This is a genomic window from Citrobacter sp. Awk 2 (genome assembly GCF_028069815.1).
Classification (GTDB): domain Bacteria; phylum Pseudomonadota; class Gammaproteobacteria; order Enterobacterales; family Enterobacteriaceae; genus Citrobacter.
Window position 1 is genome coordinate 33,735 of sequence record NZ_JANEWL010000019.1, and the last position, 23,595, is coordinate 57,329.

The 23,595-nt window shown below is 51.3% G+C and carries 19 protein-coding genes; 6 read left to right on the top strand and 13 right to left on the bottom strand.

The window, feature by feature from the left end; all coding sequences use genetic code 11:
* Positions 1 to 105: 105 nt before the first annotated feature.
* The 4 genes from nagD to nagB form a co-directional block, all read right to left on the bottom strand.
* Positions 106 to 858: a ribonucleotide monophosphatase NagD gene (gene nagD / locus NNO02_RS07625; RefSeq protein WP_137345352.1), complete on the bottom strand. Its 753-nt coding sequence runs from the start codon at positions 856 to 858 to the stop codon at positions 106 to 108.
* A gap of 250 nt (positions 859 to 1,108) precedes the next feature.
* A complete protein-coding gene (gene nagC / locus NNO02_RS07630; RefSeq protein ID WP_137384495.1) occupies positions 1,109 to 2,329 on the bottom strand; it encodes a DNA-binding transcriptional regulator NagC in 1,221 nt (406 codons plus the stop codon).
* Between the two features lie 8 nt (positions 2,330 to 2,337).
* A complete protein-coding gene (nagA, locus tag NNO02_RS07635) occupies positions 2,338 to 3,486 on the bottom strand; it encodes an N-acetylglucosamine-6-phosphate deacetylase (RefSeq protein ID WP_271454520.1) in 1,149 nt (382 codons plus the stop codon).
* Positions 3,487 to 3,546: 60 nt separating this feature from the next.
* Complete coding sequence (gene nagB / locus NNO02_RS07640; RefSeq protein WP_003022803.1) at positions 3,547 to 4,347, bottom strand: glucosamine-6-phosphate deaminase; 801 nt, start codon at positions 4,345 to 4,347, stop codon at positions 3,547 to 3,549.
* Between the two features lie 350 nt (positions 4,348 to 4,697).
* Here nagB and nagE point away from each other — a divergent pair, with 350 nt between their 5' ends.
* The 4 genes from nagE to chiQ all read left to right on the top strand — a co-directional run bounded on the left by nagE (position 4,698) and on the right by chiQ (position 10,852).
* On the top strand, positions 4,698 to 6,647 hold the full coding sequence (nagE, locus tag NNO02_RS07645; protein ID WP_271441582.1) for a PTS N-acetyl glucosamine transporter subunit IIABC: 1,950 nt from the start codon (positions 4,698 to 4,700) through the stop codon (positions 6,645 to 6,647).
* A 186-nt stretch (positions 6,648 to 6,833) separates the two neighbouring features.
* Positions 6,834 to 8,501, top strand: a complete 1,668-nt coding sequence (gene glnS / locus NNO02_RS07650) for a glutamine--tRNA ligase (protein WP_137384492.1) — start codon at positions 6,834 to 6,836, stop codon at positions 8,499 to 8,501.
* 562 nt (positions 8,502 to 9,063) lie between these two features.
* Positions 9,064 to 10,470, top strand: coding sequence for a chitoporin ChiP (gene chiP / locus NNO02_RS07655; RefSeq protein WP_137384491.1), 1,407 nt, complete (start codon positions 9,064 to 9,066; stop codon positions 10,468 to 10,470).
* 49 nt (positions 10,471 to 10,519) lie between these two features.
* The gene (gene chiQ / locus NNO02_RS07660; protein WP_005121405.1) at positions 10,520 to 10,852 is read left to right on the top strand and encodes a ChiQ/YbfN family lipoprotein; all 333 of its coding nucleotides are present in this window, start codon (positions 10,520 to 10,522) and stop codon (positions 10,850 to 10,852) included.
* Between the two features lie 51 nt (positions 10,853 to 10,903).
* Here the strand turns inward: chiQ and tcuB are convergent, their stop codons facing one another.
* The 8 genes from tcuB to ybfF all read right to left on the bottom strand — a co-directional run bounded on the left by tcuB (position 10,904) and on the right by ybfF (position 17,170).
* The gene (gene tcuB, locus NNO02_RS07665; RefSeq protein ID WP_271454521.1) at positions 10,904 to 12,016 is read right to left on the bottom strand and encodes a tricarballylate utilization 4Fe-4S protein TcuB; all 1,113 of its coding nucleotides are present in this window, start codon (positions 12,014 to 12,016) and stop codon (positions 10,904 to 10,906) included.
* A complete protein-coding gene (gene tcuA / locus NNO02_RS07670; RefSeq protein WP_271454522.1) occupies positions 12,003 to 13,406 on the bottom strand; it encodes an FAD-dependent tricarballylate dehydrogenase TcuA in 1,404 nt (467 codons plus the stop codon). The genes tcuB and tcuA overlap by 14 nt, the downstream gene beginning before the upstream one ends.
* A 97-nt stretch (positions 13,407 to 13,503) precedes the next feature.
* The gene (gene tcuR, locus NNO02_RS07675; protein WP_271454523.1) at positions 13,504 to 14,430 is read right to left on the bottom strand and encodes a tricarballylate utilization LysR family transcriptional regulator TcuR; all 927 of its coding nucleotides are present in this window, start codon (positions 14,428 to 14,430) and stop codon (positions 13,504 to 13,506) included.
* A 128-nt stretch (positions 14,431 to 14,558) separates the two neighbouring features.
* Positions 14,559 to 15,005, bottom strand: a complete 447-nt coding sequence (gene fur / locus NNO02_RS07680) for a ferric iron uptake transcriptional regulator (RefSeq protein WP_271441586.1) — start codon at positions 15,003 to 15,005, stop codon at positions 14,559 to 14,561.
* Positions 14,998 to 15,084, bottom strand: coding sequence for a ryhB-regulated fur leader peptide (locus tag NNO02_RS07685; RefSeq protein WP_100247215.1), 87 nt, complete (start codon positions 15,082 to 15,084; stop codon positions 14,998 to 15,000). Before NNO02_RS07685 ends, fur begins: the two co-directional genes overlap by 8 nt.
* A gap of 210 nt (positions 15,085 to 15,294) precedes the next feature.
* The gene (gene fldA, locus NNO02_RS07690; RefSeq protein WP_005121401.1) at positions 15,295 to 15,825 is read right to left on the bottom strand and encodes a flavodoxin FldA; all 531 of its coding nucleotides are present in this window, start codon (positions 15,823 to 15,825) and stop codon (positions 15,295 to 15,297) included.
* Between the two features lie 155 nt (positions 15,826 to 15,980).
* A complete protein-coding gene (gene ybfE / locus NNO02_RS07695) occupies positions 15,981 to 16,268 on the bottom strand; it encodes a LexA regulated protein (RefSeq protein WP_042310165.1) in 288 nt (95 codons plus the stop codon).
* A 128-nt stretch (positions 16,269 to 16,396) separates the two neighbouring features.
* Positions 16,397 to 17,170 (bottom strand): esterase, encoded by a 774-nt coding sequence (ybfF, locus tag NNO02_RS07700; protein ID WP_271449855.1) that lies wholly within the window; start codon positions 17,168 to 17,170, stop codon positions 16,397 to 16,399.
* Between the two features lie 196 nt (positions 17,171 to 17,366).
* Here ybfF and seqA point away from each other — a divergent pair, with 196 nt between their 5' ends.
* A complete protein-coding gene (seqA, locus tag NNO02_RS07705; RefSeq protein WP_271441588.1) occupies positions 17,367 to 17,909 on the top strand; it encodes a replication initiation negative regulator SeqA in 543 nt (180 codons plus the stop codon).
* 24 nt (positions 17,910 to 17,933) lie between these two features.
* Entirely contained in the window at positions 17,934 to 19,574 is a 1,641-nt protein-coding gene (pgm, locus tag NNO02_RS07710; protein ID WP_271454524.1) for a phosphoglucomutase (alpha-D-glucose-1,6-bisphosphate-dependent), read from the top strand.
* Between the two features lie 70 nt (positions 19,575 to 19,644).
* Here the strand turns inward: pgm and NNO02_RS07715 are convergent, their stop codons facing one another.
* The gene (locus NNO02_RS07715; protein WP_271454525.1) at positions 19,645 to 23,364 is read right to left on the bottom strand and encodes an Ig-like domain-containing protein; all 3,720 of its coding nucleotides are present in this window, start codon (positions 23,362 to 23,364) and stop codon (positions 19,645 to 19,647) included.
* Between the last annotated feature and the right edge of the window lie 231 nt (positions 23,365 to 23,595).

A 23,595-nucleotide genomic window follows, 5' to 3' on the forward strand; every position in this document is an offset into this window, starting at 1 on the left:
ATGGGGGTATTTCTGTGGGCCGAATAAGGCGCTTACACCATCATCCGGTATTCGCGCCGCAACATTGCCGGATGATGACGCGCGTGCGTCTTATCCGGCCTGGGATCAAATCACATCAATCTCTGCAACGGAGGGATAGATCCAGCTTGGTCTGAATGGCATGTTGTCAATATCGTCAAGCTTGGATACGCCAGACAGTACCAGGATAGTTTCCAGACCCGCCTGAAAGCCTGCCAGAATATCGGTGCGCAGGTTGTCGCCAACAATGACCGTTTCTTCTGAGTGCGCCTGCATTTTGTTGAGTGCTGCGCGAATAATCCACGGGCTGGGTTTGCCGACATAAAACGGTTTACGGCCGGAGATCTTCTCAATACCGGCGCAGAGCGCACCACAGGCAGGGTAAAAGCCGCGACCGTGGGTATCCGGGTTAGTGGCGATAAAACGTGCGCCGTTAGCCACAAAGTAAGCCGCTTTATGCATCATGTCCCAGTTGTACGAACGGGTCTCTCCGACAATGACAAAATCAGGGTTAACGTCGGTAATGGTAAAGCCCGCTTTATACAGCTCATGGATTAACGCGCCTTCACCCACCACGTAGGCTTTTTTCCCTTCCTGGCGACGGAGAAAATCAGCAGTAGCCATGGCGGAAGTATAAAAGACGCTATCGGGGACATTCACACCCGCGGTGGCGAAGCGGTTTGCCAGATCTTGCCCGGTCTGCGAAGGGTAGTTCGTCAGCAGGACTAACGGTAAACCTTTCTCCAGAATGCCGGTCAGAAATTCTGCCGCACCGGGTACGGCAACATTGTCGTGCATCAGCACGCCGTCGATATCACAAATTACATTCTTAATGGTCATGAACTACCCAGGGAATTCGTTATGAGTCTTATATACCCGTCATACTTCAAGTTGCATGTGCGTTGGCTTTCCTCGCTCACCCCAGTCACGTACTGGTGTACGCTCCAGGGGATTCGCTGCGTCGCCGCGTTATTCGGCCAAGCGGCCTCACCCCTACGGGGCCAGCACAAGCGCTGTTCAAAACGCTAATGCGTTTTGTCCTGTAACTCGAATTATTTAGGGTATAGTAATCCACTACTATATGAGAGCATTAGCTTTCCAGCAAACGTTGCAGCAATGAACCATTGAGCATGGCGCGCTTCACCAGCGCAAATGCACCAATTGCTGAACGGTGATCCAGCGTGGAACGTACCACCGGTAAATTGTGGCGAAACGCCTTCAGTGCCTGATTATTAATGCAGCTTTCTATTGCCGGAAGCAGGACTTTATCTGCTTCGGTAATCTCACCGGCGATGACGACTTTTTGCGGATTAAACAGGTTAATCGCAATCGCGATGGTTTTACCCAGGTGGCGACCCACGTGCTCGATAACTTCTGCTGCCAGATTGTCACCTTTGTTGGCTGCCTTGCAGATAGCTTTGATACTGCAATCGTCCAACGTGAGACGGCTCGGATAGCCTTGTTTCAGTAAGTTTTGTACGCGATGTTCAATGGACGCATTGGCAGCGATCGTTTCCAGACAACCAAAGTTACCGCAATGGCAGCGTTCGCCCAGTGGCTCAACCTGGATATGGCCTATTTCGCCCACGTTGCCGTTGCGTCCGATGAAAATACGCCCGTTGGAGATAATCCCTGCGCCGGTTCCGCGATGGACACGCACCAGAATGGAGTCTTCGCAGTCCTGACTTGCCCCAAAATAGTGCTCGGCAAGCGCAAGGCTGCGGATATCATGGCCGACAAAACAGGTGACCTGAAAACGTTTTTCCAGTGCGTCGACCAGTCCCCAGTTTTCAACCTGAATATGGGGCATATAGCGAATGACGCCACTTTCGGGGTCAACGAGTCCTGGCAGGATAACGGAGATTGCAATCAGCTCACGGATTTTCCGCTGGCAACTGTCAATAAAGGTGGCAATCGTATTGAGCAGCGCGTGCTCCAGTGTTTCCTGGGTGCGCTCGGGTAGCGGATAATGCTCTTCGGCAACCACTTTGCTGCTCATATCATAGAGTGTCAGCGTGGTGTCGTGGCGGCCAAGGCGAACGCCAATTGCGTGGAAATTACGGGTTTCGGTGACGATAGAGATGGCGCGGCGGCCCCCGGTGGAGGCCTGCTGATCGACTTCTTTAATCAGCCCGCGTTCAATCAGTTGACGCGTAATTTTGGTTACGCTGGCGGGAGCAAGCTGGCTTTGCTCGGCAATCTGAATTCGCGAGATTGGCCCATGCTGGTCAATCAGACGATAAACTGCCGCGCTGTTAAGCTGTTTTACGAGATCAACATTACCTATTTGAGCTTGTCCGCCTGGTGTCATTCTTTCTCTTACTCAGTAACGACCTCGTTGCCATTAACGATGGTCTTGATAATTTTAAAGTCGTGCGTGAACGCGGTCAGGTTGGCTACTTTGCCTGGCGCGATACTGCCGAGTTGTTTGTCGACGCCAATGGCGCGAGCAGGGTAGAGCGTTGCCATACGCAGGACTTCGTCCAGTGCGATACCGCAATGTTCAACCAGATTGCGTACACCTTCTATCATGGTTAATGATGAACCGCTCAGCGTGCCGTTCTCATCAACACACAGTCCATTGCGGTAGTATATTGTTTTACCAGCGAAAATGAACTGTTCAATGTTTGCACCCGCTGGTGCAGTTGCGTCGGTCACCAGGCACAGTTTGTCACCTTTCAGGCGTTTGGCATTGCGGATGTTGGCATAGTCAACATGCATGCCATCGGCGATGATACCGCAATAAATATCGGCCTCATCAAGAACCGCACCTGCCAGACCTGGTTCGCGGCCGGTAATATAAGGCATCGCGTTGAACAGATGTGTTGCAAAGGAAATACCTGCACGGAAACCGATTTTTGCTTCTTTCAGCGTCGCGTTAGAGTGGCCCGCAGACACCACGATACCTGCATTCACCAGTTGGGTGATCACTTCGGCAGGAACCATTTCAGGCGCCAGCGTCACTTTGGTGATGACATCCGCATTATCGCACAGGAAATCGACCAGCGCAGCGTCTGGCTGGCGGACAAAGCTCGGATTATGCGTACCTTTTTTCACCAGATTCAGCCACGGACCTTCAAGGTGAAGCCCTAATGCCTGATTTGGATGCTTAGCGAGGTATTCACGCATGACGCGAACGCCCTGCTTCATCAGGTCATCGCTGGTGGTGATTAGCGTTGGCAGATAGTTGGTGCAGCCAGATTTTTCATTGGCTTTCTGCATGATTTCCAGCGTCTCAACGGTAACGGCCTCTGCCGTATCGTTAAACTGTACACCGCCACAGCCGTTTAACTGCACATCAATAAAACCGGGGGAGACAATGGCCCCATTCAGTGAGCGTTGTTCAATCCCTGACGGCAATTCAGACAGTGGGCAAACGCTATCGATCAGGCCATTGGCGACAACAATCGCATGGTCATCAAGAATTTCGTGACCGGTAAAAATCCGGCCCTGGGTTAAAGCATACATTCCGACCCCCGATTTCAAAAAAATGCCGCCCTGCACGTTTTCGGCAGGGCGGAGACATCATTACAGACCTTTAATATTTTCCGCTTCTAACTCGTTAAAGTATTTCAGCGTCTTCACTTTCAGTTCCATAGTGGAAGGCTCATCGCAGACCACAACCGCTTTCGGATGCAGTTGCAGACAGCTGATAGTCCACATGTGGTTAACGTTACCTTCAACAGCCGCCTGCAGCGCCTGGGCTTTCTGGTGACCCAGCACCAGGATCATCACTTCTTCAGCATCCAACAAGGTGCCCACGCCTACGGTCAGTGCATATTTAGGCACCTGGCTTACGTCGCCGTCAAAGAAGCGTGAGTTTGCTACGCGGGTGTCGTGGGTCAGCGTTTTGATACGAGTACGGGAAGCTAAAGATGAAGCGGGTTCGTTGAACGCAATGTGACCATCGTTACCTACGCCGCCCATAAACAGATGGATTTTACCGTAAGAACGGATTTTCTCTTCATACTGACGGCATTCTGCATCAATATCCGGCGCGTTACCATTGAGGAGGTTGATGTTTTCTGCTGGAATATCAACATGATCAAAGAAGTTACGGTGCATAAAGCTGTGATAGCTTTCCGGATGCTCTTTCGGCAGGCCAACATATTCGTCCATGTTGAAAGTGACAACATGTTTGAAGCTCACCTGGCCCGCTTTGTGCATTTCGACTAATGCTTTATAGGCAGTCAGCGGAGTGCCGCCAGTCGGCAGGCCCAGAACGAACGGACGATCTGCCGTTGGTTTGAACGCGTTAATACGGTTAACGATATGGCGAGCAGCCCATTTGCCGACTTGTTCAGCGGTATTCAGGGGGATCAGTCTCATTCTTCACCTCAAAAGTAAATGTAAGCAGTTGGCGGATTGAGTCTCTGTGCAGTATTAAGCGTAACCTGGTTTTGCATCGGTAAGGATCAATCCGTTTCGATTTTTTGAATGATAAAATAAGTTTTCGTAGTTAGCCAGTGCAAGGGGGGGTTAATAACGATATTTGGTGATTGGAATCACAAAAAACACGCTTTTAATTTGCGGTACGAATTAATTTTTCACACACTCTGAATGTAGATGAATGGTTAATGTTGTTGTTCCAAAATCTCTTGCTGTTGCAGTTAGGAATGGTCGCACAATAAAAATATGGCTTCAAAGGAGCCTAATCGGGGTCTCGTAGGGGGAATAAAATGAATATTTTAGGTTTTTTCCAGCGGCTGGGTAGGGCGTTACAGCTCCCCATCGCGGTGCTGCCAGTCGCGGCACTGTTGCTGCGATTCGGCCAACCAGATTTACTGAACGTACCCTTCATCGCGCAAGCGGGTGGGGCTATCTTTGATAACCTCGCGTTAATTTTTGCTATCGGTGTGGCTTCCAGCTGGTCTAAAGACAGCGCGGGTGCGGCAGCGCTGGCAGGTGCGGTTGGTTATTTCATATTGACCAAAGCAATGGTTACCATTAACCCAGCGATCAACATGGGCGTCCTGGCAGGTATCATCACCGGTCTGGTCGGCGGCGCTGTGTATAACCGTTGGTCTGGCATCAAACTGCCTGATTTCCTGAGTTTCTTCGGTGGCAAACGTTTTGTACCCATCGCCACGGGCTTCTTCTGCTTGGTGCTGGCTGCTATCTTCGGCTACGTGTGGCCGCCGGTGCAGAACGCCATCCATGCGGGTGGTGAGTGGATCGTGGGCGCTGGCGCGCTGGGTTCCGGTATTTTTGGCTTCATCAACCGTCTGCTGATCCCAACCGGTCTGCATCAGGTTCTGAACACCATCGCCTGGTTCCAGATTGGTGAATTCACTAACGCTGCAGGTACAGTATTCCATGGTGATATCAACCGCTTCTACGCGGGTGACGGCACTGCGGGTATGTTCATGTCTGGCTTCTTCCCGATCATGATGTTTGGTCTGCCGGGTGCGGCACTGGCGATGTACTTCGCCGCGCCGAAAGCACGTCGTCCGATGGTCGGCGGTATGCTGTTGTCCGTTGCTATCACCGCATTCCTGACCGGTGTTACCGAGCCGCTGGAATTCCTGTTTATGTTCCTGGCTCCGTTGCTGTACCTCTTGCACGCTGTTCTGACAGGTATCAGCCTGTTCGTTGCGACGCTGTTGGGGATTCACGCCGGCTTCTCCTTCTCCGCAGGTGCAATTGACTACGTGTTGATGTACAACCTGCCGGCTGCAAGTAAGAACGTCTGGATGCTGGTCGTCATGGGTCTGGTGTTCTTCGTTATTTACTTCGTCCTGTTCAGCGCGGTTATTCGTATGTTTAACCTGAAAACGCCGGGTCGCGAAGATAAAGAAGACGAGATTGTTACTGACGAAGCGAACAGCAATACCGAAGAAGGTTTAGCTCAACTGGCAACTAACTACATTGCAGCGGTTGGCGGTACGGATAACCTGAAAGCGATTGATGCCTGTATCACCCGCCTGCGTCTGACCGTTGGCGATTCTGCCCGCGTAAATGATGCGATGTGCAAACGTTTAGGCGCATCGGGTGTGGTTAAGCTGAACAAACAAACTATTCAGGTCATCGTGGGTGCGAAAGCTGAATCCATCGGCGATGAAATGAAGAAAGTTGTGGCACGTGGCCCGGTTGCGGCAGCGTCTACTGACAGTACTCCGGCAGCGGCTGCCCCGGTTGCAAAACCGCAGGCGGTAGCGAATGCAGCCACCATTGAAGCGCTGGTTTCTCCGATTACCGGTGATGTGGTTGCACTGGAGCAAGTGCCTGATGAAGCCTTCGCCAGCAAAGCAGTAGGTGACGGCGTGGCGGTAAAACCAACGGATAAAATCGTGGTTTCTCCAGCAGCGGGTACCATTGTGAAAATCTTCAACACCAACCATGCGTTCTGTCTGGAAACAGAAAAAGGTGCGGAAATCGTGGTCCATATGGGTATCGATACCGTGGCGTTGGAAGGTAAAGGCTTTAAACGTCTGGTTGAAGAAGGTGCGGTTGTTGCAGCAGGTCAACCGATTCTGGAAATGGATCTGGAATACCTGAACGCGAACGCACGTTCCATGATTAGTCCGGTTGTTTGCAGCAATAGCGATGATTTCGGTGGTCTGGTTGTTAAAGCCGAAGGTCATGTGGTTGCCGGTCAAACACCACTGTACGAGATTAAAGGTAAATAACTGCTCCTGAGTAAAGTGAGTTAAGTGCCTTAAGCGGCGGGGGATAATCCTCCGCCGCTTTTTTTTGCAGCAATTGCCCGCATAATAGCTGTCTGATACGTATTTTGCGTAACTAAAGGTTGTCAGTCAGTCCTGCTTATAAGATCATACGCCGTTATACGTTGTTTACGCTTTGAGGAATCCACGATGAGTGAGGCTGAAGCCCGCCCGAGTAACTTTATTCGTCAGATCATCGATGAAGATCTGGCCAGTGGTAAGCACACCACTATCCATACCCGTTTTCCGCCGGAGCCAAATGGCTATCTGCACATTGGCCACGCGAAATCCATTTGTCTGAACTTTGGTATTGCGCAAGATTACCAGGGCCAGTGCAACCTGCGTTTTGATGATACGAACCCGGTTAAAGAAGATATCGAGTACGTTGAATCGATTAAAAACGACGTTGAATGGTTAGGTTTCCACTGGACTGGCGATATTCGCTACTCTTCGGATTACTTCGATCAGCTACATGCTTACGCGGTAGAGCTTATTAACAAAGGTCTGGCGTATGTCGACGAACTGTCCGCCGACGAAATCCGTGAATACCGTGGCACGCTGACTCAGCCGGGTAAAAACAGCCCGTTCCGCGATCGCAGCGTTGAAGAAAACCTCGCGCTGTTTGAAAAAATGCGTACCGGTGGTTTTGAAGAAGGTAAAGCCTGCCTGCGTGCGAAAATCGATATGGCTTCGCCGTTTATCGTGATGCGTGACCCGGTGCTGTACCGCATTAAGTTTGCTGAACACCATCAGACTGGCAACAAGTGGTGCATCTATCCGATGTACGACTTCACCCACTGCATCAGCGATGCGCTGGAAGGTATCACACATTCACTGTGTACGCTGGAATTCCAGGATAACCGCCGTTTGTACGACTGGGTGCTGGATAACATCACCATTCCGGTTCACCCGCGCCAGTACGAGTTCTCGCGCCTGAATCTTGAATACACTGTGATGTCTAAGCGTAAGCTGAACCTGCTGGTGACTGATAAGCACGTTGAAGGCTGGGACGATCCGCGCATGCCGACTATCTCGGGTCTGCGCCGTCGTGGTTACACGGCTGCTGCAATTCGTGAATTCTGCAAACGCATCGGTGTGACCAAACAGGATAACACCATTGAAATCGCTTCTCTGGAATCCTGCATCCGTGAAGATCTGAACGAAAACGCACCGCGCGCAATGGCGGTTATCGATCCGGTGAAACTGGTTATCGAAAACTACCCACAGGGCGAAAGCGAGTTGGTCACTATGCCTAACCATCCGAGCAAGCCGGAAATGGGCAGCCGTGAAGTACCGTTCAGCGGTGAAATCTGGATCGACAGGGCCGATTTCCGCGAAGAAGCCAACAAACAGTACAAGCGTCTGGTGATGGGTAAAGAAGTCCGTCTGCGTAATGCTTACGTCATCAAAGCTGAGCGCGTAGAGAAAGATGCGGAAGGTAATATCACGACTATTTTCTGCACCTACGATGCTGACACGCTGAGTAAAGACCCGGCCGATGGCCGTAAAGTAAAAGGCGTTATTCATTGGGTAAGTGCGGCTCATGCGCTGCCGATTGAAATCCGCCTGTACGATCGTCTGTTCAGTGTACCTAACCCGGGGGCTGCGGAAGATTTCCTGTCCGTTATTAACCCAGAGTCGCTGGTGATTAAACAGGGCTATGGTGAGCCTTCGCTACAGGCCGCGGTTGCTGGTAAAGCGTTCCAGTTCGAGCGTGAAGGGTACTTCTGCCTCGACAGCCGCTATGCAACAGCTGACAAACTGGTGTTTAACCGCACCGTGGGTCTGCGCGATACATGGGCTAAAGTAGGCGAATAAACCGTCGTTACGCATCCTTTCAAACGCCGCACTCTGCGGCGTTTTTTTTCGCCTGAAAATGGTTAGCAAACTCTATTTGCGCAGCGAAATAATTGTTATTCAGGAATGATTTTTGTCGTTTATATTTTTCTAACAAAAACCTTGGGTTATCAGCCACTCTGGACTGAAACCGATTTCATCTTCATGGAAAACAAGCGGTTTTTTCATTTTTTCAACGCTTTTTTATCTCCCGATGAAAATGTAACAGAAAGCAATGAAATATGTGCGGTTGCTCATACTATTATATACTCGTTACAGAAAGAGATTGATAATTCGCGTCGCGAAAAATAGTCTATTCATTGTAGTCAATGAGGTTTTCTCAGCGCTACTTTTTTAATTTTTGCTTTTTCGCTGACCGCTTTTATCGGCAGCATTTAATACCCAATGGATTTCGAGTTGCATCAAGGCGGCGACGCAGCGAATTCCCGGGAGTGTACATCAGTACGTGACTGGGATGAGCGAGGAAAGCCAACGCAGATGCAGCTTGAAAGACGAAGGGTTATACGTCAAAGAGGATTAACATATGCGTACGTTTAGTGGCAAACGTAGTACGCTGGCGCTGGCTATCGCCGGTATCACAGCAATGTCGGGTTTTGTTGTCGCTCCTCAGGTTCACGCCGAAGGTTTTATTGATGACTCTACCTTAACGGGTGGCATTTATTACTGGCAGCGTGAGCGTGACCGTAAAGACGTTACCGATCATGACAAATACAAGACTAACCTTTCTCACTCCACCTGGAACGCAAACCTCGACTTCCAGTCCGGTTATGCGGCTGATATGTTTGGTATTGATGTCGCAGCATTTACCGCTATTGAAATGAACGAAAGTAGCGAAAGTGGCCATCCAAACGAAATCGCATTCTCTTCAAAAAATAAAGGCTATGACGAAGATTACTCCGGCGATAAGAGCGGGATTAGCCTGTATAAAGCGGCAGCTAAATTTAAGTTTGGCCCGACCTGGGCGCGCGCTGGTTATATTCAGCCAACCGGGCAAACTCTGCTGGCACCACACTGGAGCTTTATGCCTGGCACCTATCAGGGGGCTGAAGCCGGTGCCAACTTCGATTATGGTGATGCGGGTGCGCTGAGCTTCTCCTATATGTGGGCCAACGAGTATAAAGCACCGTGGCACACCGAAGTCGATAAATTCTATCAGGCCGATAAAAAGACCAAAGTTGATTACCTCCATTCAATCGGCGCAAAGTATGACTTCAAAAATAACCTGTTGCTGGAAGCGGCATTCGGTCAGTCTGAAGGCTACGTCGATCAGTATTTCGCCAAAGCCAGCTACAAATTTGATTTAGGCGGTAATCCGTTTACCACCAGCTACCAGTTTTACGGTGCCCGCGATAAGGTAGATGACCGCACTGTTAACGACATTTATGATGGCACGGCCTGGCTGCAGGCACTGACCTTCGGCTACAAAGTGGCAGAAGTCGTTGATCTGCGACTGGAAGGGACCTGGGTTAAAGCTGACGGGCAGCAGGGCTACTTCCTGCAGCGTATGACCCCGACCTATGCGTCTTCAAACGGCCGTCTGGACGTTTGGTGGGATAACCGCTCTGACTTCAACGCCAACGGTGAAAAGGCCGTGTTCTTCGGTGCGATGTATGACCTGAAGAACTGGAACCTGCCTGGCTGGGCAGTGGGTGCATCATACGTTTACGCGTGGGATGCTAAACCGGCTACCTGGCAGCTCAATCCGGATGCGTACTACGACAAAAATCGTACTATCGAAGAGTCGTCTTACAGCCTGGATGCGGTCTATACCCTGCAGGACGGCCGTGCGAAGGGCACTATGTTTAAACTGCACTTCACCCAGTACGACAACCATTCAGATATTCCAAGCTGGGGCGGTGGTTACGGTAACATCTTCCAGGATGAGCGTGACGTGAAATTCATCGTTATTGCTCCGTTCACCATCTTCTAATGCCGACAGCGGCAGGCCGCAAGCCTGCCGTTTTGTTGAGGAGTGTGTTATGAAAAAGCTGATACTCATCGCCGTCATGGCATCAGGGCTGGTTGCCTGCGCGCAATCACCCGCGCCGAAAGAAGATAGCCGTCTTAAGGAAGCCTACAGCGCTTGTATCAATACCGCACAGGGCTCGCCGGAGAAAATCGAGGCCTGCCAAAGTGTGTTGAATGTGCTGAAGAAAGAAAAACAGCACCAGCAGTTTGCGAATGAAGAAAGCGTGCGCGTTCTGGATTACCAGCAGTGTATCCAGGCAACGCGTACGGGTAACGATCAATCCGTCAAGGCCGATTGCGATAAGGTCTGGCAGGAAATTCGCAGTAATAATACGGCGAAATAAAACGTGGTATGAACAAGAACGGGCGGAGAGATATCTTCGCCCGTTTGCATTTTAGCGTTGTTTTTCAATTGCCCACTTGAGTAATGCCGCACAACGGTAGAATCCGTGGGCAAATTTTCCGTATGGGATGGTCAGAAATAGCGCCATGACGACACCAAGATGAATAGCAAGCAAAATAGCCATCCATGAGGTATCTCTGCCTGCCAACAGCGCTAAGCCTGTCAGACTCGTCAGTAGCAGCAACAGGATAAAACCGCGGTCCATCGGCTTTTGCCTTGCGTCGCCCTGTAGCGGTGAGCGTTTAAAATTCAGCCATAGCAAGCCTGCAGGTCCGATCACCAGACCAATACCGCCCAATGTGCCAAGGATTACCGGGATGCTGAAAAACGGGTAGGGGGCTTCGATACCAGCGAAATAGTGGTAGCCTGTCGCCACGACGGTGGCGGCAAAACAGAGCATAAAACCGTAGAAAGTGAAGTGATGAAACCGGCGGCGCATCAGGGTGAAAGCATCATCCGCTTCGTTACACCCTTTACCGTGCCCACCATCGAGATATTTCAGCGTCAGCGCATTGTGTGAGGCTTCAGCAATGTCAGCAGAACGCGGCATCCCCGGAGAAATCTCCCGCCAGAACCGGATAACGCCCGCCATGAGCAGACCCATCGCCAGAATAAAGACTGAACCAAACATCCATGCCAGCAGGTTATGCGGGAAAATTTGATAAAAATCTCCGGCCAGCGGAGGATGGAGCAGGGAACCTTTTAACCCCACGGCAAGAAGTAAAAACAGGATCAGGCCGAAAACCAGCGACAGCGTTACGGTCATGCCAGCCCGGCGGTAAAGCGCGCCAAAAGTGGCGGGTTGCGTATAGTGTTGATAGGTTTCCAGCCTTACTTCTGCCATTGCTTTCGGCACATTGATGGCAAATTCATGGGGCGGTGCGTATTGACACGCGTGCAGGCAGGCGCCGCAGTTATGGCACAAATTGGCCAGATAGTTGATATCCGCTTTTCCGAATTCCAGACGCTGAGTCATCGCCGGGAAAACGGCGCAAAAACCCTCGCAATAGCGGCAGGCATTGCAAACTTGCATGACTCGTTCAACTTCTGCTTCTGGCTCGGTAAGCATTTTCGCTTCGATAATTAATCTCTCAAGCTGTTTCATGATGAGCCTCCTCACGTGCTGCCAGAGCGGCTTCTTTTCCGGCAATACGACCAAAGGTGGTCCCTATCGACATGCCCACACCTGCGGTGTAGCCTTTTCCCAGCACGTTGCCCGCCATCATCTCTCCGGCTACGAACAGATTGCGACTTGGAAGCCCTGCAAAATGCACCGCGGCGTGTTCATTCACCTTTAACCCCAGGTAGGTGAAGGTGATCCCCGGACGTAAGGCATAGCCATAGTAAGGTGGCGTATCCAGTGGTCGCGCCCAATGTGTTTTTGCCGGTGTCAGATTTTGTGTTGCACAGTTATCCAGTGTGGTGTGGTCAAAGTGCCCTGGCCGGCAGGCGCTGTTGTACTGCATGACAGTATGGGTAAAGCGCTCAGTATCCAGTCCCAACTGACGTGCCAGCTCTGCTAACGTATTGGCCTGTGCACCAGGAAAAACCGGGGGCATGAAGTGACCGATGGCTTTACTGTCGATAATGGAGTAACCAATTTGTCCGGGCTGGTGGGCAACCAGACGTCCCCAGATGGCATAACGTTTTGGCCAGAAATCCTCGCCTTCATCATAAAATCGTTCTGCATCACGGTTCACTACGATGCCCAGAGAGACACAGTCCACCCGGGTGCAAATTCCGCCGTCATATAAGGGAGCCCGGGCATCAATCGCCACGCAGTGTGATTGCGAGGGCTCGCCGATAATGTCCGCGCCGGCATCGATCATAAATTTGAGTAGTACGCCCTGATTAAAGCGCGTGCCGCGAATGAGGAAGTTATCCGCTGGCCATTCACCGCGGGCGTTCTCACCCCATGCTTCTCGCAGCCATTCGCGGTTAGATTCAAACCCGCCAGCAGCAAGTACACAGGTCTTTGCCGGAATGCGTTCTGCACCTGCCAGTGCTGCCACGAACTTGCCATTATGCAGTTCAAGTGCCTGGACTGGTGTGTTATAGCGGATTTGCACCCCCAGTTTTTCTGCGCTGCGATAATAGGCGTTTACGAGTGCTTTTCCTCCGCCCATAAAGAAGGCATTCGTTCGCGCGACATGCAAAGCGCCAGAAAGTGGCGGTTGAAAGTTAACGCCGTGCTGGCGTATCCAGTCGCGGCATTGGGAAGAGGTACGGATCACCAGCCGAGCCAGTGCTTCGTTGGTATTACCTTCCGTTACACGCCAGAGGTCCTGCCAGAACTCCTCTTCGGGATAGCTCTCCACCAGTACATCCTGTGGCGCATCATGCATACAGCGTAAATTACGCGTGTGTTGGGAGTTCCCTCCGCGCCATTCACGCGGGGCCGCCTCAAGCAGCAATACCGAAGCGCCTTGCTCCCTGGCGGTTAAAGCGGCACATAGTGCTGCATTGCCGCCGCCAATCACCAGAACATCAACCATCGCAGACTCCATTACCACTTAACCAATTGTTAAGTTTGTAATTAAAATGTATACGAGTAAGTTGTGGGGACGCTATGACGTGATGCTAAACAGCCCTTTAATTATTGTAAAGGGTAGCACCTGGCCAGCGTCCAGATTCCACCAGTTGATGCATCACTTTGGTGAGTACCACACGGGCAGCGAGGCCTGCTGGGGTGAGTTCATCGTCAGAAAGGCTGACCAAAAAGTTGGGGCGGCTAAGTATGGGATTATGGATGCCAACCACTCTTAATGTCTCTTTATCAAGATGGGAAATTGCCGCGCCGGGCTGAAGTGTTGCACCAATTCCGCTGCGAACGGCGTGCATCAGTAGCGTCAGGCCGTCAATTTCTGTGGCGATCTCAATGTTCAGCGCATGCTCCTGGCTGATAGCATCCAGTCTGCCGCGCAGACCATGACCTGGGCTTGGCATTATCAATGGAATATTAACCAGTTCGGCTGGCGCAATAGTGTCATCCGCAATACCTGCCAGCAAGGTATGAGTACCAATCAAAAATAACCGTTCCTCAAGAATCGCTCTTGCGCTCCAGCGCAGGATTTTTTCCTTCTGAAAGACCACGGCCAAATCAATTTGACGGGTATTAATCATTCGTTCCAGATTGCCAGAGAGACTTTCCACTACATGCAGGCGGACATCGGCATAGCTTTCCCGCATAGCGTTGATGAAAGGCATTCCGAGCACGGAAGCGGTGCTGGGTGCCATACCGACGCTGACGTGCCCGGAAAGTCTGGCCTCCCGTGCCGCAAGGATGGCATCGTCTGCGTGGCGTAATGCCAGTTGTGCCTGAGAGTAAAAAGCCAGTCCAGCGCTGGTGGGCGTCACGCCACGAGAAGTCCGTTGCAGCAGACGTATGGCGAGTTCGTTTTCCAGACGGGTCATTTGCTGACTGAGCGCCGAAACACCGATATTGAGGTCGAGCGCTGCGCTACCCATGCTGCCGGTTTCTACAATGCGCACAAAATAGCGTAACTGGCGAAGTTCCATTTCGACTCTCCGATGAAGGCAATTGATTTTTACATTAAAGCAACACAGGAGCGGTGGGAAGGGGAAAGGGGCAGGTAACGCCCATAAAAAAAGCCAACCGTAAGGTTGGCTTTTCAGAAAGCATCACATTATTTGGCGTCGTGCGCATGATCATCTTCGCGGCAATCGCCTTCAGCGCAGTGACCGTAAAGATAGAGGCTATGGTTAGTTAAACGAATACCATGTTTAGCCGCAATCTCACGTTGACGCGCTTCGATGGAGTCATCGCTGAATTCGACCACTTTGCCGCAGTCAAGGCAAATCAGGTGATCGTGATGATGTTGCTGGGTCAGTTCGAAGACGGATTTACCCCCTTCGAAATTGTGGCGGGTCACGATACCGGCATCATCAAATTGGTTCAGCACGCGATACACGGTCGCCAGACCAATTTCTTCACCCATGTCGATCAGGCGTTTGTATAAGTCTTCCGCACTGACGTGATGGTTATCCGGTTCCTGAAGAACTTCCAGAATCTTTAAACGAGGAAGCGTTACTTTCAGGCCAGCCTTCTTTAATGCGGTATTGTTGTCAGTCATGCGGAATCTGTCCTGTAGCTAAACGGTTCACTTCATTAACAGAAGTGACAGAAATTGCACTTGAGATAATGCGTATCATTATAGAACTGCCATGCCTAAATGAAAACTGCAAGTCTCTGGCAAATATTGTTAATCAAAACGTGGTATCACCAACAAACACACTGTGCAATACCCGATTGGCATCCAGCCATTGTACAGGGTCAGGCGAAAAAGTTACAAATTTGTAGCAATTATTTTGATTGGTTTTATCTATTGATGCGGCGCAGATGAATATCTACGCCGCACGAAATCAGGCATTGATGATTTCGTCGAGGTGCAGCTCTTCAGCGATCTGCTTAACCCATTTTTCTACGCGCTCAGCGGTCAGTTCCGGCTGGCGATCTTCATCGATAGCCAGACCCACAAAGTGGTCGTCATCTGCCAGGCCTTTGGACGCTTCAAAATGGTAGCCCGCCGTTGGCCAGTGGCCGACGATGGTAGCGCCGCGTGGCTCGATGATGTCGCGGATGGTGCCTAACGCATCACAGAAATATTCTGCGTAATCTTCCTGGTCGCCACAGCCGAACAATGCCACCAGTTTACCGTTAAAATCAATGTCTTCCAGAGTAGGGAAGAAGTCATCCCAGTCGCACTGCGCTTCACCGTAGTACCAGGTTGGGATGCCGAGCAGCAGAATGTCATACCCTTCCAGGTCTTCTTTGCTGCTTTTTGCAATGTCATGTACATCGGCAACGTCTTTACCAAGCTGTTTTTGAATCATTTTTGCGATATTTTCGGTATTACCGGTGTCGCTGCCGAAAAAGATGCCAGTGATTGCCATGAGTAAAATAACCTCTTGAAACTTATTGAAATGGTGGTGGCGCATTGCCCACGGATAAGGGCAATCATAGCAGAACAGTCCGGCATGCGGAAACAGCAAACACGCGGGACTGCACTCTGTGCTACACGATTTATGATTTAGAGCAGAAATTCAGACTATGCCTGACCGCGCAATGCGGTGAGTTGGGTCATCAGCATCTCTTCGATGAGTTCACTGCGACTCATGTTGCGCGCCTCGGCCAGCTCGTTTAATGCGTCAACGGCATCCGCGTTCAGTTTCAGTTCGACACGCTTAAGCCCGCGAACTTTGTCACGTTTAAGCTGATTACGTTTATTTATACGTAACTGTTCATCACGCGAGAGCGGATTAGTTTTGGGTCGTCCCGGGCGACGCTCCTGCGCGAACAGATCTAATGTCGTACGGTCCGTTTGTTCTTTGGCCATGATCTTGGTGACTTCGGGGAAACAATCAGCCAGGCGCCTGCCCGGATGGATAGCGCGCCATAATACATCAGCAGGGGAGGCGCGCCAACGCCCACGCACGTAATCGCGCGCGGACGCTGAGTTTTTAATCAGTTAACCTTCTCACTCAGATAACGACGGATAGCGCGCAGCACCGCATCGGGTTTTTCCGCATGTACCCAATGGCCTGCGCCGGCAATAACGTGGGCGCGGGCCTGCGGAAACTGGGCCAGTAATTGCTCGCGATACGCTTGTGTCACATAAGGTGAATTACCGCCGGGGATAAACAACGCCGGATGTTCCCAGGCGGGTATGGTTTCCCATCCTACGATATGGGGATACTGATCCCACAACACCGGGACGTTAAAGCGCCACTCGCCGTCAACAAAGGATTTCAGCAGAAACTGGATCACGCCTTCTTCTTGCAAATGCTGACGCATGACGCTCGCGGCCTGCTGGCGAGAGGAAGCCTGGGCATCTGTTACCGCGTTAATGGCGGCAAAAATCTCATCGTGGCGGCGTACGTGATAGTCAACCGGTGCAATATCGATGGCGACCAGTTGATCGATGCGTTCCGGTGCCAGTGCGGTCAGTGCCATGACGGCTTTGCCCCCCATGGAGTGCCCAATAAAGGTCGCTTTTTCGATGTGTTGCTCATCGAGGGTATCCAACAGATCCTGCGCCATTGCAGGATAATTCATCTCCGGTGAGCGGGGAGAGAGGCCATGATTTCGCATATCGACCTGGATGATATCGTGATCAACGACCAGGGAGCGTGCCAGTATGCCCAGATTATCCAGACTGCCAAACAGACCGTGAACCAGGACGATGGGAGAATTATTGTGCGGGTTTTGCGCAGATTGCGCTCGGATATTCAATTTCATGGCAAAGTTCTTTTTTTCACACTCACGGGTTAGGGTATCATGTTGACCATTCTGCCACATGGCTGCAACAACTACGGTTACTCCGAGTTTTGCTGGTCACCAGGCTCGACGCTATCCGCTGTTAGGATTTGCCTTTACACTACAGTGTGTAAAGTCCTGACAACTTGTATTCAGCCAAACATTGCACTGGATTAAGATGAAAACGATTGAAGTTGATGATGAACTCTATAGCTATATTGCCAGCCACACCAAGCATATTGGCGAGAGCGCATCCGACATTTTACGGCGTATGTTGAAGTTTTCCGCCGCATCACAGCCTGTCACTCCGGTAGTAAAAGAAGTCCGCGCCGTGCAACCTGTCGTGGAAGCCAAGCCGGTCAACCCCGCGAAAGACAAAGTGCGCGCCATGCGTGAACTGCTGCTTTCCGATGAATATGCGGAACAGAAAAAAGCAGTGAATCGCTTTATGCTGGTGCTGTCTACACTTTACTCACTGGATCAACACGCGTTTGCACAAGCAACAGAATCGTTGCATGGCCGCACGCGCGTTTATTTCGCAGCGGATGAACAGACGTTGCTGAAAAATGGTAATCAAACCAAACCGAAACACGTGCCAGGCACGCCATATTGGGTGATCACCAACACGAATACCGGCCGTAAATGCAGCATGGTTGAACATATCATGCAGTCAATGCAATTCCCCGCGGAGTTGATTGAAAAGGTTTGCGGAACAATTTAATCCTTGCATTAGAAGGACCAGGCAATGGCAATCCACAACCGTGCAGGTGAACCTGCACAACAGAGTGATTTGATTAATGTCGCCCAGTTAACGGCGCAATACTATGTACTAAAACCGACGGCAGGGAATGCGGAGCACGCGGTGAAGTTCGGTACATCCGGGCATCGCGGTAGTGCGGGTCGTCATAGTTTTAATGAGCCGCATATTCTGGCTATCGCTCAGGCGATTGCCGAAGAACGTGCGAAAAACGGGATTACTGGCCCGTGCTATGTGGGCAAGGATACCCACGCGTTGTCTGAACCGGCATTTATCTCTGTACTGGAAGTGCTGGCGGCGAACGGTGTTGATGTCATCGTGCAGGAAAACAACGGCTTTACGCCAACACCTGCCGTGTCTAATGCTATCCTGGTCCACAATAAAAAAGGCGGTCTGCTGGCTGACGGTATTGTGATCACGCCGTCCCATAACCCACCAGAAGACGGCGGCATTAAATACAATCCGCCAAACGGTGGCCCGGCGGATACCAACGTCACCAAAGTCGTAGAGGACAGGGCTAATGCACTGTTGGCTGATGGTCTGAAAGGCGTGAAGCGTATCCCGCTGGATGCCGCACTGGCGTCCGGTCATGTTAAAGAGCAAGACCTGGTTCAACCCTTCGTGGAAGGGCTGGCAGATATCGTCGATATGGCGGCAATCCAGAAAGCGGGTCTGACGCTGGGCGTTGATCCACTGGGTGGTTCCGGTATCGAATACTGGAAACGTATTGCGAAGCACTACAACCTGAATCTGACCCTCGTTAACGATCAGGTTGACCAGACTTTCCGCTTTATGCATCTTGATAAAGACGGCGCCATTCGTATGGACTGCTCCTCCGAGTGCGCGATGGCCGGTCTGCTGGCGCTGCGTGACAAGTTCGATTTGGCGTTTGCCAATGACCCAGACTATGACCGTCACGGTATCGTAACGCCGGCGGGGCTGATGAATCCGAACCACTACCTGGCGGTGGCGATCAACTACCTGTTCCAGCATCGCCCACAGTGGGGCAAAGATGTCGCTGTGGGTAAAACACTGGTGTCCTCCGCGATGATCGATCGTGTGGTGAACGACCTTGGACGTAAACTGGTCGAAGTGCCGGTAGGGTTCAAATGGTTCGTTGACGGTCTGTTCGACGGTAGCTTTGGTTTCGGCGGCGAAGAAAGTGCGGGGGCATCTTTCCTGCGTTTCGACGGTACACCGTGGTCGACTGACAAAGATGGCATCATCATGTGTCTGCTGGCAGCGGAAATTACGGCTGTGACAGGCAAGAACCCGCAAGAGCATTACAACGAACTGGCGGCGCGCTTTGGTGCACCGAGCTATAACCGAATTCAGGCTGGAGCCACCTCCGCGCAGAAAGCGGCGTTGTCTAAGCTCTCTCCGGAAATGGTGAGCGCCAGCACGCTGGCGGGCGACCCGATCACAGCGCGTCTGACGGCAGCGCCAGGCAACGGCGCATCGATTGGCGGCCTGAAAGTGATGACTGACAACGGTTGGTTTGCCGCGCGTCCGTCAGGCACGGAAGACGCTTACAAGATCTACTGCGAAAGCTTCCTCGGTGAAGAACACCGCAAACAGATCGAAAAAGAAGCCGTTGAGATCGTCAGCGAAGTGTTGAAAAACGCGTAAAAATACTTTTTTAGTGGCCGAGTCTGACAGAGGCGATTACACAATCGCCTCTGTTTTTTTAGTCAATCTATTACACACTGCGAGAGCAGGCGATATCCATGGCGTGATCGCCTGCATTATCGTAAACGTTCCCGTTGGACCAGAACATATAGGTTCTTGAGTTACGTCCCTGTTCTTGTGCCCAGCCAGCGTTTTCGTTGCTGACCCGTGTCCATGTAGGGTAGTGGAGCAGCGATCCCCACTCGCCGTATAACGTGCCTGGCGTTCCATTATGCCCACTCCCGCCGAGAGGGGAATTGCTCATTTCCGTATAGCTGGGGACGTTCATCCCCATCGCTGAGCAAACGCCATCAGGTTCAGACTGATCGGCCGTCTGTTTCCCGGCGGATATAAACCAGCGATTGACGGTAAAGGTATAGGTCAGAGGATCGCCGGTTGCGCCATTTTTGGGCGTCGCGCTGACGGTAACCGTTTTAGTCGCGGTGCCAGGCGCGCCGGAAAACGTGACGGTACCGCTGCTGTCGACGCTCGCCCAGGACTGGTTCGTGCTCCAGCTATAGTTGGCTGCATTTCGGGCATCATAATTGATTAATATCTGAAAGTTCGCGCCAGGAAAACCGGTGGTTGGGACTCCTGCGCTGGGATCAAAACTAAAGCCGTTAATCATGACCTGGCTTATCGCGTTCTTATTAAAGCTAACGCTGCGAGACTGGCCGCTATCGGCGGTATTCGCCTTCGACCTGGCGTTAACGGTAACCGAACCTGCTGTTGTTGAGCTGAGTGTGACGGTTGCCTGGCCGCTGGTGTTGGTGGTGGCTTCAGTTGCACTGAGCGTGCCGACACCGTTTGTAATACTGAAGATGACATCTGAGTCTGGCACTCGGGCGCTGGCGCTCTGACCATTGGCGGTGAGTGTGGCAGTGAAGGCGATCGTTGCCTGTCCATTCGCATCTTGTGTGGTTACGTCAGAGGTTAATGCTCCAACCGCGATAGTAATGAATGAGGCGTTTGCCCTTCGCGTCTGACCGTTGTCCAGTATTGCCGTAATGGTGGCATTCCCGCCAACGGTATCCGTCATTGTGACCGAGGCTTTCCCTTCTTCATCCGTCGCGCCGGATGGTGTTAATACTACGCTGCTACGGCTACTCTGCCAGGTAATATTCTCTCCGGCGATCTTATTACCATAGGCATCGTTCACCATCACAGTGGCAATGTCTGTGCTTTTACCATCTGCAAAGCTGCCGTTTGGATGGACGATAAAACTGGCAATTTTTGCCGTTGCGCTGTTGGCAACGAACTGGCTCTGCACCGTTTTTGTGGCGCTGTTATCCAGTGTCGCGCTGATTGTTACCATTTGGGCTTTGGTATCAGTAAATGTGCCCGATGCCCTGCCATTGGCATCAGTCGTCGTATTTATTTGCGTGAACCTGGCGTTGCCGCTTTGCCTTGCCCACCGGACATGTTGATCGGGCCTTGGGGTTCCGTTTTCGTCGACTACGGTCACCGTTGCCAGATTTTGAGTGACGCCATCAGCCGGGCTGTTGTCGTGCTCAACCACCAGAGACTGGATAGTCGCTGTTTGCTGGCCCTTGACAAAACTGGAGGTCACACTCAAGTGGTTTCCGTTCTCCAGTTGAGCCGTCACGGTGACGTTTTCGGCGATGGTGTCGGTAAAATGAATAGTTGTTTTACCCGACGCATCGGTGACGGGGGACGGGGTAAAATGAACGGTTGATTTATCGGCATGCCAGTTAACCTGTATGCCACTGAGGGCGTTGCCGTGGTCGTCTGTGACATACACTTGCGCAGCATTTTCCATTGAGCCATTTGCAAGGCTGCCATCTTGGGTGAGTTGCAAATCCTGCAATTGGGCAGATTTCGCGTCAGCTGCAAACTGTGCCGTTGCTGTTTTTGTTTCACCGTTATCAAGGCTAGCTGTCAGTGTGTCCGACTCCGCAATGGTATCGGTAAAGACTACCCGTAATTGGCCGTTTTTATCCGTTTGCGCAGACGATGATACCGAGGTAGCTTTCAGCGGTCTGAGCATGACCGTGTCGTTATTGACGCTAATATTGACACGTGTATCGCTGATGGGATTGTGGTTGGCGTCCGTTACAGTGAGCAGCGCGGCATCAGGTGTGATACCGTTGGCTGGACTGTTGTTCTTGACGATAGCAAAGGTGGAAATTACCGCACTTGCCGCATTGGCGACAAACGTACCTTGTTGTTCTGCGCTAAGGTTTCCTGCGTTAGCTTTGATGGTTGCCGTACCGGCCTGCGTTGCGGTTAGTTGTATTAGCGCCTGACCGTTGGCATCCGTTTGCGTATCGGCTTGTTTTACCACCGCTGGAGCGGTGACCGACCAGCTAATCTTGCTGTTAGCTATGGGACGATTATTGGCGTCCGTGATGGTTGCGACAGCGATGTCTGCTGAGCTGCCGTCAGCTACGCTTCCATCTTTAGTCATTTTCAGCGCCAGATTGCTGATGCTAACGGCGCTGAAATGACTCTCTTGCGCCACGGTAGATGCGCCGCTTTGGGCTGTGACGTTGACTGTTTCCACTGCCGTATTGGTCAGGTTGACGCTGGCGATCCCCTGTGCGTCAGTGACGGTGACGGTATTCTCCAATTTTGCTTGACCGCTGGTTGACCATACCACAGGCGCATTAATGACCGGTGTATTGTTCCGATTGGTTGCCAGCACTCGCAGAGTATTCGGCGTTAGTCCGTCGGCAGGCGAGTTATCGGTAATGGTTTGTAGCGTGAGATTGGCCACGCCCTGTGTAGCTTTCTTTTTATATTGCATAATTATCTGGTTATTTCGTTCAACCAGGTCATAGCGGCTCCCGGCCAGGGTACGCAATGCGTCCACATTTTCGGGATCCAGTTGGTAGCGCCAGTCGTGACCTAAATCATAACGAACATTCATCTGGAACTGCGTGTCGTTCTCAGCGTCCTGCCCCTGGCGAAAATGGGTCTCCAAAGATATAAGTGGGATAGGGGTGTAGCTCATGCCTAAGGTGATGGCTGAGGGGGAATGTTGTAGATGGTCGGTGTCGAAGAGTGCAACGTTATTGCCATAGTATTTTTCGTAGATAACTTTTGCGCCCATCTGCGGCCAGGCAGGGAGATAACCTTCAGCCTGAATATCGAAACCGTCTGCCGGTTTTTCATCATAGTCATCAAGATCGCGAGAATCATGCCACTGGCTAGTACCGACATAGGTGTTGGCCGATAATTTCAGGTAATTAGTCCACGCCTCAGCTCCAAATCCAATGCGCCGGTTTTTTCCGCTAACGTCGTCATCAAAAAAAACATTGCCACCAAACATCCAGTTATCGACATAGAACGTTCGTACACCAGTGCCGATATTGCTCGTGATGCGTCCGTCAGGTGCTCTCAACCCGAACTGCGTAAACCATACGGCTTTGCGATTATCGTAAAGTGGGGCGAGCAGATCGAATGCGCTTTGGTCCCAGTGTCCGTTGCTATCGACATTAAGAGCGACTTTGGCTGTGCCAAATTGGCTCAGCCACTGTTCTATATTGGCAGATGCTGCCCCGGTAGCCATACTTTGCGCATGATTTTTAAGCCCGCTGGCGCCACTTGTCGATAATGAACTCGCGAGCGAACTTACCATCTGCTCATTCGGTAAATCATCGTTATTTTGCGGTGAAGCGGCGTTGGCGGAAAAGGCAGTAACTAATGGTAAAAGGGCCAGGGTGATGATTTGACTCCAGACAATAGCTTTCGTCTTAAAGGTAAAAAGTCCTTTAGAGGGGGATGTCATCAGATTATATCCGTATTTAAATAAGTGTTATGCCGTATAAGTGATTTCGTTATTCCAGAACGGTTGATTTATTTATCTGGTGGTCCTTTTAATAAAAGTAATGGTGGGAATATATATTCCGAAATCGTCGTACTCTAAGCTATAAGTGTCATAAATTTTCAGGTTTTTTTATTGATGAAATATGCTAATGGAAATGTTTTAGCGCTGCTAATGACTATTTTTAGCTATAAT

Bases quoted from the DNA above. Each gene is read 5' to 3' on its own strand.
- chiQ (WP_005121405.1), top strand. From the start codon at position 10,520: ATGAAAAAGCTGATACTCATCGCCGTCATGGCATCAGGGCTGGTTGCC.
- pgm (WP_271454524.1), top strand. From the start codon at position 17,934: ATGGCAATCCACAACCGTGCAGGTGAACCTGCACAACAGAGTGATTTG.
- nagC (WP_137384495.1), bottom strand. From the start codon at position 2,329: ATGACACCAGGCGGACAAGCTCAAATAGGTAATGTTGATCTCGTAAAA.
- NNO02_RS07715 (WP_271454525.1), bottom strand. From the start codon at position 23,364: ATGACATCCCCCTCTAAAGGACTTTTTACCTTTAAGACGAAAGCTATT.
- seqA (WP_271441588.1), top strand. From the start codon at position 17,367: ATGAAAACGATTGAAGTTGATGATGAACTCTATAGCTATATTGCCAGC.
- ybfE (WP_042310165.1), bottom strand. From the start codon at position 16,268: ATGGCCAAAGAACAAACGGACCGTACGACATTAGATCTGTTCGCGCAG.
- glnS (WP_137384492.1), top strand. From the start codon at position 6,834: ATGAGTGAGGCTGAAGCCCGCCCGAGTAACTTTATTCGTCAGATCATC.
- nagE (WP_271441582.1), top strand. From the start codon at position 4,698: ATGAATATTTTAGGTTTTTTCCAGCGGCTGGGTAGGGCGTTACAGCTC.
- nagA (WP_271454520.1), bottom strand. From the start codon at position 3,486: ATGTATGCTTTAACCCAGGGCCGGATTTTTACCGGTCACGAAATTCTT.
- fur (WP_271441586.1), bottom strand. From the start codon at position 15,005: ATGACTGACAACAATACCGCATTAAAGAAGGCTGGCCTGAAAGTAACG.
- nagB (WP_003022803.1), bottom strand. From the start codon at position 4,347: ATGAGACTGATCCCCCTGAATACCGCTGAACAAGTCGGCAAATGGGCT.
- chiP (WP_137384491.1), top strand. From the start codon at position 9,064: ATGCGTACGTTTAGTGGCAAACGTAGTACGCTGGCGCTGGCTATCGCC.
- fldA (WP_005121401.1), bottom strand. From the start codon at position 15,825: ATGGCAATCACTGGCATCTTTTTCGGCAGCGACACCGGTAATACCGAA.
- NNO02_RS07685 (WP_100247215.1), bottom strand. From the start codon at position 15,084: ATGATACGCATTATCTCAAGTGCAATTTCTGTCACTTCTGTTAATGAA.
- ybfF (WP_271449855.1), bottom strand. From the start codon at position 17,170: ATGAAATTGAATATCCGAGCGCAATCTGCGCAAAACCCGCACAATAAT.
- tcuR (WP_271454523.1), bottom strand. From the start codon at position 14,430: ATGGAACTTCGCCAGTTACGCTATTTTGTGCGCATTGTAGAAACCGGC.
- nagD (WP_137345352.1), bottom strand. From the start codon at position 858: ATGACCATTAAGAATGTAATTTGTGATATCGACGGCGTGCTGATGCAC.
- tcuB (WP_271454521.1), bottom strand. From the start codon at position 12,016: ATGAAACAGCTTGAGAGATTAATTATCGAAGCGAAAATGCTTACCGAG.
- tcuA (WP_271454522.1), bottom strand. From the start codon at position 13,406: ATGGTTGATGTTCTGGTGATTGGCGGCGGCAATGCAGCACTATGTGCC.